At 62.8% G+C, this 13,029-nt stretch carries 11 protein-coding genes; 3 read left to right on the top strand and 8 right to left on the bottom strand.

The features are described 5' to 3' along the window. Positions 1-175 precede the first annotated feature (175 nt). From IEV62_RS17215 to IEV62_RS17205, 3 genes are all read right to left on the bottom strand, one after another. Entirely contained in the window at positions 176-2,401 is a 2,226-nt protein-coding gene (locus IEV62_RS17215) for a TonB-dependent receptor (protein WP_229733345.1), read from the bottom strand. A gap of 263 nt (positions 2,402-2,664) precedes the next feature. Then, positions 2,665-3,255: an NADPH-dependent FMN reductase gene (locus IEV62_RS17210; RefSeq protein WP_188449687.1), complete on the bottom strand. Its 591-nt coding sequence runs from the start codon at positions 3,253-3,255 to the stop codon at positions 2,665-2,667. Between the two features lie 120 nt (positions 3,256-3,375). Beyond that, positions 3,376-3,825, bottom strand: a complete 450-nt coding sequence (locus IEV62_RS17205) for a cupin domain-containing protein (RefSeq protein ID WP_188449686.1) — start codon at positions 3,823-3,825, stop codon at positions 3,376-3,378. A 192-nt stretch (positions 3,826-4,017) separates the two neighbouring features. Between IEV62_RS17205 and IEV62_RS17200 the strand changes: the two genes are divergently transcribed. Genes IEV62_RS17200 through IEV62_RS17190 form a run of 3 tightly spaced genes read left to right on the top strand, consistent with a single transcriptional unit; the run spans position 4,018 to position 6,773 of the window. Continuing rightward, positions 4,018-4,833 carry a 3-hydroxybutyrate dehydrogenase gene (locus IEV62_RS17200; protein WP_188449684.1) on the top strand — a complete coding sequence of 272 codons (816 nt, stop codon included), beginning with the start codon at positions 4,018-4,020 and terminating at the stop codon, positions 4,831-4,833. Between the two features lie 40 nt (positions 4,834-4,873). Next, entirely contained in the window at positions 4,874-6,013 is a 1,140-nt protein-coding gene (locus IEV62_RS17195; protein ID WP_188449682.1) for a patatin-like phospholipase family protein, read from the top strand. A gap of 58 nt (positions 6,014-6,071) precedes the next feature. Then, a complete protein-coding gene (locus tag IEV62_RS17190) occupies positions 6,072-6,773 on the top strand; it encodes a peroxiredoxin-like family protein (RefSeq protein WP_188449680.1) in 702 nt (233 codons plus the stop codon). On the opposite strand, the gene IEV62_RS17185 is transcribed toward IEV62_RS17190, so the two are convergent. From IEV62_RS17185 to infC, 5 genes are all read right to left on the bottom strand, one after another. Beyond that, positions 6,741-7,658, bottom strand: a complete 918-nt coding sequence (locus tag IEV62_RS17185; RefSeq protein ID WP_188449677.1) for a LysR family transcriptional regulator — start codon at positions 7,656-7,658, stop codon at positions 6,741-6,743. The genes IEV62_RS17190 and IEV62_RS17185 overlap by 33 nt on opposite strands. A gap of 59 nt (positions 7,659-7,717) precedes the next feature. Further along, on the bottom strand, positions 7,718-8,671 hold the full coding sequence (locus tag IEV62_RS17180; protein ID WP_229733343.1) for a YeeE/YedE thiosulfate transporter family protein: 954 nt from the start codon (positions 8,669-8,671) through the stop codon (positions 7,718-7,720). Between the two features lie 3 nt (positions 8,672-8,674). Further along, positions 8,675-9,166: a DUF302 domain-containing protein gene (locus IEV62_RS17175; protein ID WP_188449675.1), complete on the bottom strand. Its 492-nt coding sequence runs from the start codon at positions 9,164-9,166 to the stop codon at positions 8,675-8,677. A gap of 194 nt (positions 9,167-9,360) precedes the next feature. Next, a complete protein-coding gene (locus IEV62_RS17170) occupies positions 9,361-12,177 on the bottom strand; it encodes a TonB-dependent receptor (protein WP_188449673.1) in 2,817 nt (938 codons plus the stop codon). A gap of 240 nt (positions 12,178-12,417) precedes the next feature. Further along, the gene (infC, locus tag IEV62_RS17165; RefSeq protein WP_176498034.1) at positions 12,418-12,942 is read right to left on the bottom strand and encodes a translation initiation factor IF-3; all 525 of its coding nucleotides are present in this window, start codon (positions 12,940-12,942) and stop codon (positions 12,418-12,420) included. Positions 12,943-13,029: the final 87 nt, after the last annotated feature.

Here is a 13,029-nt window from a genome sequence, read left to right as displayed (position 1 = left end):
TCGAATAGGCTCGCACCGTATCCTCCCTGCTCAGCCCGCAGAGTGAATCACAAACGCAGCCCAATGGGAATCCTCACGATTCAAGACGGGCGAGTCAGACTCTAGAGCGTGGGCGACAGGATCGGGCGAACGCCCGTCCCGTCTCCAACCCCTCGTGGCGGCCCTACCCTGCGCCTCAGAAATTGAAGCTCAGCGTCGCCCCATAGGTCCGCGGCGGCATCACCGAGCCGACGCGCGGGAATTGATAGGTCGCCGCCGCGATGATGTTGTTCGCGATCACGAACTGGTCGCCGACATTCTTGACCCACGCCCCCAGCGACCAGCGATCCCGCGCCGCGTGATAGGTCAGGCCCAAATTCGCCATGACGTAGGCGTCCTGCTCGGCATCGCGATTGTTGAATTCGGTGAAATACACTTTCGACTGCCACTTCGCGTCGCCGTTCAGCGTGACCTTGCCATCGCCGAGCGGCACATCCCACGAAAAACCGCCGCCGAGCGAAAAGCGCGGTGCGTTGGGCAAACGGTTGCCGCTTAGATCGACCAGGCCGGGCTGGCCGGGGCAAGCCGCGTAGGAAATGCCCGCTCGCGCCGGATAGGCGGCACCGTAATAGGCATTGCAGAATTTGGTGAACTTGGCGTTGAGGTACGATGCATTGGCGTTGACCGACAGCCCCCCCACGACACGCGCCTCCAGTTCGAGCTCGCCGCCATAGTTGCGGGCGGTCGCGGCGTTGATCGTCTGGACGATGCTATTAGCGTTGACGAAGCTGACCTGCAGGTTCTTGTAATCATAATAGAAGATCGCGCCGCTCAAGCGCACGCGATTGTTGGCGAAGCGCTGCTTGAAGCCCGCTTCATAGCTCCACACCGTTTCGGGATCGACTGCCGGATCGGTGCTGCCGACGTTGATCACGCCGGATTTGAAGCCCTTGGTCACGCTGGCATAGAGGAGCGTCGTCGCGCTCGGACGATATTCGACCAACGCTTTGGGCGTGACCGACGACCAGCCCTTTGCCACGTTGGTCGGGATGTTGAGCCCGATCGCGTCGAAGCGGAAATAGCCGACGCCCTTGCGGTGTTCGTAATTGTACCGGCCACCGAGCGTGATCTTCACCGCCGGGCTGATCTCATAGCTGCCCTGGAGATAGACGCCGACGGCATCGATCTTGACGACCCCGTTCTGCTCATAGGCGCCATTGTCAAACGTGTTGGCGGGCAGGCCGAACAATACGCCGAGATTGGTTGTCGGAACGAGCACTTGTCCCGTGAGATTTTCGTGCAGATACATCGCGCCACCCAGCAGCGAAAAGCCGTCATGCTGATAATTGGCGGTGATTTCCTGGCTGATCGACCGGCTCTTTTCGACATAATTGTTCTGCCCGGCGAGGTTCACTTGCGACGAATCGAGATCGTCGCGCTGGAAGCGGTCGAACGTGCGGTAGGCGGTGATGGTCTTGATCGTGGTCGCGCCGAGGTCGAAATCAAGCGTGCCGGTTGCGCCATAGCCCTTGCGGCGATTGATCGCCTCCTGGTCCGAATAGATGTTGCGCAGGTTTGGCGTCTGCCCACGCGCGGCATAATAGCCGATGACGGTCTGGCCACCGAGCAGGGTGTGCGGCAACTGGCTTTCCGGCACGACCGATGGGCCGAAATAGTGGAACGCGTAGTTATGATCGTCCTCGTGGAAATGATCGAGGACGAGCGTCGCGTGCACCGACGGGCTGAGGTTGGCGACGATCGTCCCGCGCACCGCATAGGCGTCGCGATCGTCGACCGGCGTGCCGGTGAAGAGGTTGGTGCCGTAGCCGCCGCGCTTTTCATATTTGCCGGCGATGCGCACGAGAAGCCCATCGCCACCCGTCACGCTCCCGCCGACGGCGCCTTCAAGGATCTTCGAATCGTAACTGCCGTAAGTGGCGCGCAAGAAGCCATCGAGCTTTTCTTTGGGACGTGCGGTGACCAGGTTGATCGCCCCGGCGGTTGCGCCGCGACCATAGAGGATCGACTGTGGCCCGCGCAGCACTTCGATCTGCTCGAGATCGAAGAAGCCGCTGAGCTGCTGCGCCGGGCGCGGCAGGATCGCGCCATTTTGCAGGAAGGCGACCGCGCCTTCACCCCCGACATCGAAATTGTTCAGTCCCACACCCCGGATGAAAGTTCGGTTCACACCGAATTGATCGCCGATCGAGACGTTGGGGACGACGACCTGGAGATCGCCGATGTTCGAAACACCGCCCGGGCCAAGATCGGCCGCCGTGACCGCAGTCACCGCGCCCGCCACCCGGCTGAGCGCAGTATTTTCGCGCGTGGCGGTGACGATGATGTCGCCAGTGTCGTCCTGAGAGACGGCGGCGGCCGGTGCTGCATTGGTCGCCTGCCCGTAAGCGATGGTCGGTGCCATCAACATGGCCAAGGACGCATACCGCGCCACGCAAAGACGGTTTACCATCAACACTCCCCTCGTTTCGGCCGCGTTTTAATCCGCAGCTCCTTCTGATACCGACGGGTATATCTAGCTTTACGTTGGTATTCAAGGGGTGACTGGCGCAAATCCGAGCGCGCAAGTCGAGTGTTCCTTTATGACAAGGGCGCGTGCCACTGGCTGCGCCCGGCCGACACATGCAACCGGTCGGTGCCAGCGTCGAGCGGTACCGGCGCGACGGCTCAATAGGGTGTGGGCTGCGCGGCCCGTTGATGTGCGGCGGCAAAGGCCCACCATTCGAGATCGGCGGCAAAGCGGGGGAAGCGTTGGTCGAGCACCGCCCCACCCTGCCCCTGTGAATGGTTGTCGGCATCCAGCGCATCGCCGACGTGACCGAGTGCGATCGTGCTCGAAATCACGACCATACCCATTTCCGACAGCGTCGGGTGCCAGGCCATGGCCGCGCGGGCACCGCCAATCTGTCCCGGTGCGTAGCTCACGATCGCGGCGGGCCGCCAGAACCATTCCTCAAGGAAATGATCGGTCAAATTCTTGAGCCCGGGCTGCATGCCCCAATTATACTCCCCGATCACGAACACGAAGCCATCCGCCGCGCGGATCTTCGCCGCCAGCGCGACCATCGCTGGAGGTGCCTCGCCAGGCGGATATTCCTTGAACATCCGGTCGAGCATCGGCAGGTCGACGGCCTGCGCGTCGATCAGCTCGGCATCATGTCCACGATCGGCCAGCCCTTGCCGCACATAGTGCGCAAAGCGGATACCAACGCGGTCGCGGCGGTAGGAACCGTAGAAAACGAGCAATTTCAGCATCATCTCACCTATCGATTTCAATCGGTTGATCGGCACTGGTGTCTAACGATCGACGCAAGCGAAGGGGGCCCGCCTGCCTTGGCAAACGGGCCCCCAACGATGTCATCGACGCGGTCGACCGGTTCAGTTGCCGTGATGGACGTCCGACGACAGCAACACGGTTGGCACCTCGCCGTGGTTGATCCAGTAATGCGAAATGCCGTCGGCTTCGCGCGCGATATCGCCTGCCTTGTGCAGGATCGGCACGGCGCAGCTACTGCGATATTCGGTGATCTGTCCGCTGACGGTATAGATCAGCGCCGGACGATCCTTGTGGCTGTGCAGCGGAACGATACCACCCGGCTGTACGACGAGGCGGCGCGTGCGCAGCTGGCGATCGGCGACGTTGATTTCGGCACCGAGATCGACCGAGCCGATGACAGTATCGGTCACGCCCTTGGGCATGGTCGGCGCGCCGGTCAGCGCGTTGATCGCCTTCTTATTGGCAGGGCATTCGCCAGCGAAGGCGGGTGCCGCGAAAGTGGTTGCTGCGAGCAGCGCGAACACGGCGCTCTGAAGGGTCGTTCTGGTCATGATCAGTCTTCCTGCTGGTGGGGCATCACGGTCGGAAAACCGGGAGCCGGTTTGCTGACACCCGGCTGATTTATGCCGTGGCCTGTCCCGCGCCCAATCGCTTTGGCGCATTGAATTCATGCACAAACGGCATTTCAAACAGCGCGGCGCATTGGGCAACTTTACGGCATCGTTCCTACAAGGATACCCGTCATGGACTTGCCAATTGCCCCGACCGCCGCGCCGAAACCCCTTGCCGGACGGGTCGCCGTCATTACCGGATCGACCAGCGGAATCGGGCTGGGGATCGCGCACGCCCTCGCCGAGGCGGGCGCGGACCTCGTTATCAACGGCCTGGGCGACCGCGATGCGATCGACGCGACCTGCACTGCGTTGGCCGCGCACAGCGGGCGCGTGGCGTATGACGGTGCCAACCTGCTCGATGCTGCCGGAGCCGCGGGCTTGATCGACAACAGCATCGCGCAATTCGGTCACGTCGACATCCTGGTCAACAATGCCGGCATCCAGCATGTTGCGCCGATCGAGGATTTTCCGGTCGATAAGTGGAACGCGATTATCGCGCTCAACCTGTCGGCGGCGTTTCACACGATCCGCAGTGCCTTCGCCCCGATGAAGGCGTCGGGCTATGGCCGCATCATCAATGTCGCCTCGGCCCATGCGCTGGTCGCGTCACCGTTTAAGGGCGCTTATGTTGCCGCCAAGCACGGCGTGCTCGGGCTGACCAAGACGGTCGCGCTCGAAGGCGCGCCATTCGGCGTCACCTGTAACGCGATCTGCCCCGGCTACGTATGGACTCCGTTGGTGGAGAACCAGATTGGCGACACCGCCCAGGCACGCGGCATCGAGCGTGAGGCGGTGATCCGCGACGTGCTGCTCGCGGCGCAACCGACCAAGCGCTTCGCTACGGTCGAGGAACTCGGCGCGCTTGCGGTGTTCCTATGTGGTCCTGGCGCTGCCTCGATCACTGGGGCCGCGCTCCTCGTCGATGGCGGCTGGACGGCGCAATAACGGCGTTCTGCGGTGTAAATTCAGACTTGGAGAGACTGCGATGAAAACCCTTCACGACGAAATTTCAAGCTACGGCCAGATCGTTCTGGTCCTGCAAGGCGGCGGTGCGCTCGGCGCGTATCAGGTTGGCGTGTATCAGGCGCTTGCCGAAGCCGGAATCACGCCCGACTGGGTGGTCGGCACGTCGATTGGTGCGATCAATGCGGCGTTGATCGTCGGCGGCCCGCCGAAGGACGGCCTCAGTCGCCTGCGCGAATTCTGGAAGCGCGTCGAAAGTGACCGCTTCATGGGCGTGCCGCTCCCCAGCTGGTTTCCCGCAACCGCACGCAACATGATGGCCGTCACCACCGGCATCCCCTCTTTCTTTCGTCCCAATACCGCAGCTTTCATGAGCTCGCATGCGCCGCTGGGTGCCGAGAGCGCTGGCTATTATTCGGTTGCGCCGCTCGGCGAGACGCTTGCCGATCTTGTCGATTTCGACCGGATCAACACCGGCCCGACCCGGCTGACGGTCGGCGCGTCGAACGTCCAGACCAGCGAAATGACCTATTTCGACAGCCGCGATCAGACCCTCGACGTGCGTCACGTCCTGGCGTCGGGGGCGCTGCCGCCGGCTTTTCCGGCGGTGCGGATTGATGATCAGCTCTATTGGGACGGCGGGATTCTGTCGAACACGCCGGTCGAAGTTGTGTTTGACGACAATCCGCGCAAGAACGGGATGGTCTTCGCGGTCCACCTCTGGAACCCGCATGGCAAGGAGCCCGAGACGATCTGGGAAGTGATGAACCGCCAGAAGGACGTGCAATATTCAAGCCGCTCGGCCGCGCACATCAAGCGCCAGCGTCAGCTCCACAAGATGCGCCACATCATCGCCGAGATGACCGCGCTGATCCCCGAAAAGGCGCTCGAAGGCCTCAAGCAGCGCGGCCTTACTGGCTATGGCTGCACCACACAGATGCACGTCATCCGCTTGCTGGCGCCCGCACTCAATTATGAAGACCATGCCAAGGACATGGATTTCAGCGCGGATGGCATCCGGCAGCGCTGGGAGGCAGGCTATCGCCATACCTGCGAAACACTCGAGAAAGCCCCGTGGCGCGCCGAAGTCGATCCGAGCGAAGGCTTTATCCTGCACGAAGCGTGTGCCGGCGAAATGATCGAGACCGCCGCCGCGAAATGACCGTCACTCTACGCACGCCGGGCCAACGTGATATACAACGTTTCGGGGGGACCCCTTGATGCCTCATCCGCTCGTCGCAGCCCTTGAAGACGCCTTTCAAGAGGTGCGCGATCGCGACCTGACGCTGGGCGAACGGCTGAAATACATTGCCGATTGTGTCCGCACGAAGGGGCCGGGCTTCGCCGCCGCCGTCGACGCCTTTGTCAGCCGATTGGAGGCAGCGCAGGCCGGCAGCACGGCGCCGATGGTCGGCGACATCATGCCCGATTTCTGCCTGCCCGATCATGAGGGACGGCTCGTCACGCTCCAGTCGTTGCTCGAACGCGGGCCAGCGGTCCTGGCCTTTCACCGCGGACATTGGTGCCCATATTGTCGGCTCAACATGGTCGGCCTGGCCGAAATCGAAGCGGCGGCGAGACCGGCGCAGATCGTCGCAATCTCGTCCGAAATCCAGCACTACACCCGGATATTGCGCGCCGAGGCCGGAGCACAATTCCCATTCCTGACCGATGTCGGCGGCGGCTATGCGCTGTCGATCAATCTGGCGATCTGGGTCGATGAGGCCATGGCGGGGATGATCGGCGGGGCGGGATGGGACATCCCCGGTTATCAGGGCGGCACACCCTGGGTGTTGCCGGTTCCCGCCGTCTTCGTCGTTAGGCAGGATGGCATCATCGCCGCGCGCCATGTCGATCCCGATTATCGCCGCCGGATGGAGCTCGATGCGCTACTCGACGCCGTCAAGCTGGTGCGAGATTAACGCCCGCGACCAGTCCGCCGACCGCACGAGGTTGAGCAATGCCGAAGCTTCGCGCGATCGCGCCCGGCCCGCGACCGAATAGATCGCAACCGTCCGCCGCAGATCGAGCGCCGAACAGGCGAGATGACGGACGCGCGCCGAATTCATCGCGCTCGCCGGCATGATCGCGACGCCGAATTCGGCCACCACCAACGCTTCGAGATCGCGATCCGAATCGACTTCGTGTGCGTGGTCGAGATTGATCCCCGCGGCATCGAGCCGCTCGGTTTCAAACTCGGCCAGGTCGGCGTCGGTGTGGATCAGAAAGCGCGTATCGCGGATCAGCTCGACATCGAGGTCCAGCGCGTTGTGCATCGTCAGCGGATGATCGACGCCGACGACAAGATCGAAGGCTTCGCTGAACATCGGCCAGGTTTCCAACCGATCCCAGCTTTCGCCCATCGGCCCGCCAATCGCCAGGTCGACGTCGCCATTCTTGAGCATTGCGGCGATTTGCGCGCCGGTACCGCGCCGCAGTTTGAGTTGAAGCCCGACAAAGCTGCGGTGCATCTCGCTCAACGGTCGCATCAAATGCACCAGATCGAGCGTGCGCGAGACCGCCAGCGACAGCGTCGGCACCTCGCCCTTCTTGATCCTGGTGGCGAGTGACTTCGCCGTCAGCGCACTTTCATAGCATTGCTGAAGCAATGGCTGCATCCGGTTGCCGAGATCGGTCAGGTGCGTATTGCGCCCCTCCCGGCGGATCAGGTCACCGCCGAGTTCATCCTCCAACTGCTTGATCGCGCGCGTTAAAGCTGGCTGCGTTACATTGCAGTCTTCGGCCGCCCGCGTGAAATTGAGCGTGCGCGCGACCGACAAGAAATAGCGGACCTGTTGCATTTCCATGTGGCGCGACCCCCTCCCCGGGAAGGCCGCGCTGATCTATCAGCAGGGGCCGCAACTGGCTAGCGCGCGATCAGCCGACGCTCGATCCCCATGCCAACCGCGATCGCAACGGTCATGCTTGCCAGCGCGACCCAAGCGTAGGGCTGCAACAAGGGCAAGCCGATCAGAATCAGCCCGTCATTGCTGCCGGGGATCAGCAGACTTCCCACGCCCATCAGCGAGCCACCGACCAGGCTGCGGATCATGTCCGCCACGGTCGGCACCACACAGCGCAACCGGCCAGCAGTCCAGCCCCCGATCAGCGCCCCGACCAGCAAGGCTGCAAAGAGCAGCATTTTGGCGGGACCACTGTCCGTCATCCCGTGCGCAAGCGATGCCAGCGCGTCGGTATAGGCCCAGCTGCCCACCGTCAGCAGCATCACGACGAACGCCAGGCCGATCACCATGGTCGCGCGGTGCGGTGACCAGATGTGCGCGGCGAACCGCCCGCTTCGCATCGCGCCAAAAGCCTCGATCCCACGCCAGGCCGCGAACACGAGAAATGGCACGACCAACGCCGGCGCGACCCCGAACAGCAGCGCGGCGGACGGGATGGCCGCAGCCGGCGCCATGAGCCTCCCGGCCACGAGGCAGCCGAGGAAAAAGCCAATAGGCGTCAGCGCGTAAGCCCATTCGCCCGACCCGAGCCGTGCGATCGCCCCGAACACGCACGCGCGATTGATGAGCGCGCCGATCCCGAGCAGGATACCGCCGCAAACGGTGGCGATGCCAAGCGGATGCCCGACCGGGGCCATTTTCAGATAGCCAAGCAAGCTGGCGAGGATCAGCCCGCCCGCGACCCAAATGGCAGCTTCCGCAAGCGCTATCAGCCGGTGGGCGCGCCGTCGGCTAATGATCTCATCGACCGCAGCGACCATGCACGTCGCGCCGCGCTGAATGGCGTAGCCCATGATCGCCGCGCACAGCGCAGCGATCACAAAGGCAAGACTCAGCAGCGCGACCGACATCGGCATCGCTTATTTAGCAGCATCGACGGCGATGGCGCCGGCGACTTCGGCCGCCATCTTGAACTGTGCAGCTTGCGTGGTGATGCCGTAGCGCGTTGCCATGAAGGCGAAATCGGTCCAGGCGAGCCAGACGCTGCCATCGGCCTCTTCGACGACCAACATCCGCACCGGCCAGTCCAGGCCCGCATAGCGGTTGGCCTGTAGGAATTGTACGCCGAGCGGCGGATTGCCAAAGCGCACGATGACCGACTTGCCGATCGTCAGATTGGCTTCCTTGCCGAGCGCTTGCTGGTCGACCGCATCGAAGAAGCGCACACCCTTGGCCGCGATCGCCGCCTTCAGGCGATCGACCGTTTCGTCAAATCGGTGATTGCTGCGGACCCGCACCACGCCTTCTGCCGTGGCGGCGGGGACGTTGGCTGTGGGGGCAGGTTGCGCTGCCTCGGCGGCGATGCCGGTGAGCGCCAAGGCAATGGCGAGAAGGACAGGACGAGCGAACATGGCGCGATCTCCGTTGCGGCGACGGTGTCGCCGGGACGCTCGCCTTGTCCATGATCGCACGCGTAAACGGGAATAAGAATGTCGCATCGATTCGATGCCCGAATGCTATCGCGCAACGCGCGACAGGCCAGGCGCATGCGCGTCTGACCCCAGCCGCCCCGGGATGATTCCCGGAGCGGTCGACGAAAATGCCCTCAGAAGCGCGAGCGCAGCGTCAGGCCGTAGGTGCGCGGCTCGGCCAGATAGGCCGAGTAAAGCGCGTTGCCGGTACCACCGAAGGCGGCGACATTGGCTGACGAACCGGCACCCTGGAACGGGCTGTTGAAGGCGACTTGGATATACTGCTTGTTGAACACGTTCTGCGACCAGAATTCGAGCGCCCAGAGCTGGTTGGGCCCACGGATACCGACGCGGGCATTGACCAAGGCAAAGCCGTCCTGCTTCTTTTCCGGTGCCAGATCGGACCCGGTGTTATAGTCCGAGCTCAGGCGGCTATCGACATAGACCAGCCCTGACAGGCCGCGCACGCCCAATTCGGGCGTCCATGCCACCGAGGTGGTGACGACATGCTTCGGCGCGTTCGACATTTGCTTGCCCGGCAACAGGAACAGTGCCGGATCGAGCGGGGCACCGGCCGAATTGCCGACCAGATTGCGCGCGAATTTGGTGTCGGCATAGGTGTAGCCTGCGGTCACCTGCAGCTGACGGATTGGCGACATCGTCGCTTCGAGCTCGACACCCTGCGAGATCACGCCGGGCTTGTTGGCGCTGCCGCTGCACTGGCCGGTGCCGGCCAGGTTATCGGTATCGCCACCGTTCAGGCTGGTCGAGCAGCCCTGGACATTCTGCACGACGAAGACCGAGCCGTTGAAGGTGTTGAGCTGGAAGTTCTTAAACTCCGAGCGGAACGCCGCGACGTTGAGCGTGAAACCACGCGTCTTGAACTTGGCGCCCAATTCGTAGCTGTTGACCGTCTCCGCATCGAACTTCAGGCCGGCCGCATCGGCATTGCTGCGCGGACCAAACACCCCGGCAGCACCACCGAGCGGTGAGCGATCGAGGTTGTAGCCACCAGCTTTGTAGCCCTTCGCATAGGAGGCGTAGGTCAACACGCTGGGGATCGGCTTCCACGACAGAACGGCGGTGCCGGTGACTTTACCCTGACCGAAATTATTCTGCAGGTTGAGTGCGTTGAGCTGCGAGGAGGAATTGCCCGTGCAGCTCAGCGTCAGGATGCCGCCGATATAGGCCTTGGCCGCGGCGGGGACGCCCGCACTGGCGAGCAAGGGCGAAAGGTTCGCCTGCTGCACCGGGCAGACGGTGTTAGTGTTGTTGAAGTTCGCGCCGAAATCCTTCGCCTCATGCGTATAGCGGCCACCCAGCGTCAGCGACAGCGTATCGGTCACGCGGAAGATGTTGTGCGTGAAGAAGGCGAAATTCTCGCTCTTCTGGCGATAGACCGAGCCATTGTCGCCGACATTGTTGACGGTCGACAAGCGATCAAGACCAGCGAGCACCGCCGACGAAAGTTGACCGGCACCGCCGAAGGCGCTGGTGACGGTCTGGCGCCCAGCGGCCGACAAGCAGCCGGGTGCTGCGTTGTCTTGCAGCACAGCATTCGTGCTGATGTTGGCGACAAGGCGGCAGGCGGCGAATGCGCCATATTGCGAACCGAACACGGCGTTATCGACGACGCGCAATTTCTCGTTCGAATAGAAACCGCCGACCAACCAATCGAGCCGGTTGTCGAACGCCGAACCCTGCAGGCGCGCTTCCTGCGTGAAGGTGTGGAACTGACGGTAGGCATTGCCGTCGGCCGCGCGGTGCGCCAGATCGACATTGGTATAATCGACATCGCCGGCATTGCCCGACTTATATTCGCGGTACGCCGTGATCGAGGTGAGCGTGGCGCCGCCGAGGTTCCAGTCAGCCTGAAGCGAGCCGCCATAATCGACGGTGGTGTTGCGATAGGTCTGGCCCGGGGTCAGCGCGACTTCGCGGTTGAACGGGTTGGGCGTGTTGCCCGCCAGCGGATACACCGCGCCGGCGCGGCGCAGGATATCGACGATCGGGTTGGCATCGCTGACCGACACCGCGCCGTCGCTGTTGACGCTGCTGCCATTGGCCTGGGCGGCGTTGGCGGTCGGATCGAAGGTTTGCGCCTGGTTGTAATAGGTCGCGCCGCAGCAGCTTTCCTTGCGATGCGAATAATCACCGATCAGGCGAAAGCTGAGATCCGCCGTCGGCTTGAACAGCAATTGTCCGCGGACGAAATAGCGGTCGCGGTCATTGATGCGGGCTTCGCTGCCACCGCCCTGCGTGACGTTCTTGTAGAAACCGTCGCGGTTCACGTAGATTCCGTCGACGCGGAAGGCGAGCTGATCGGTGATCGGGCCGGTCAGGCCGAAGGCGAGGCGCTTCTGGTCGTAATTGCCGTAAGTGCCCTCGGCATTGCCGCCAAAGGTGAATTCCGGCCCGCGCGTGATGATGTTGATGAGGCCAGCCGAGGCGTTGCGGCCGAACAGCGTACCCTGCGGCCCGCGCAGGACTTCGACCCGGTCGATCTCGCCGAGTTCGTTGAGGCCCACGCCAGTGCGGCTGCGATAAACGCCGTCGATGAACACCGCGACCGAGCTTTCGAGGCCGGGATTGTCGCCGACCGTGCCGACGCCGCGGATGCGCGCCGAAGCGTTCGATTCGCTGCCGGTCGACGAGATCAGCAGCGACGGTGCGAGCTGGTTGAGCGAGCGGATGTCCGAACCGCCCGAATTCTGCAGCGACGCCTGGCCGATCGCCGACACCGCGATCGGCACGTTCGACAGGCGATCGGCGCGGCGCGTTGCCGTCACGACGATGTCGCCACCATTATCGTCTTGCGCGGTTTCGGCAGGCGCTGTGGCCGGCGTGCCCTGCTGCGCATCCGCCTGAGTCGTGGCCGGCGCGGTCTGCGCAAATGTGGGGGCCGAGACTGCGATAGCGGCAACAGACAACAGGTACGCGGACTTACGCATTTTAGAACTCTCCAGATTTTTCAGTGTTTGAGTATTGCGGCGCGGCATAGCCCGACAGGCAAGCGCGTCCAGTAAAAATCATTTTTTTGAAGGCGTAACGGTTTCGTTGTGGTGCAAACAAGCCACACCGAACGACCATATCCGAAGATCGGGCATGGCCGAAACGACGCTACGTAACGTTAGGAATTTGGCACGAAGCGCCGCAGTCCGCCGTGACCGTCGGCCACGGCGTTTGCGAAATTATTTCGGCGCGAGCACCATCAGCATCTGACGGCCTTCCATGCGCGGATAGGCCTCGACCTTGGCGGTTTCGGCGACATCGGCCTGAACGCGCTGGAGCAGGACCATGCCGAGCTGGCCGTGGCTCAGCTCGCGCCCGCGGAAACGCAGCGTGATCTTGACCTTGTCGCCTTCGTCGATGAACTCGAGCACCTTCTTCATCTTGGTGTCGTAATCATGGTCATCGATGTTGGGACGCATTTTGATCTCCTTGATCTCCTGCGTCTTCTGGCTCTTGCGGGCGAGGTTGGCCTTTTTCTGGGCTTCGTACTTGAACTTGCCGACATCGAGGAACTTGGCGACGGGCGGATCGGCGTTGGGCGACACTTCGACCAGGTCGAGACCGACCTCACGCGCCTGCTCCATCGCCTCGCGCGTGTACATCACGCCAAGATTTTCGCCGTCCCCATCGATCACGCGGACCTTGGGCGACACAATGAATTCGTTGAAGCGAGGGCCATTCATCGGCGGCGCCTGGCGGGTCATGGGAGGACGGATAGGGGAGGCTCCTGTCGTTGTTAATGGTCGTATATAGGCGTTTTTGATGCGCGGCGAAAGATGGCCGCGCGGTCG

It is taken from the genome of Sphingomonas psychrolutea, assembly GCF_014636175.1.
GTDB lineage: Bacteria > Pseudomonadota > Alphaproteobacteria > Sphingomonadales > Sphingomonadaceae > Sphingomonas > Sphingomonas psychrolutea.
Note: the sequence above shows the minus strand (reverse complement) of the source record. Positions and strands in the feature narration are given on the sequence as shown.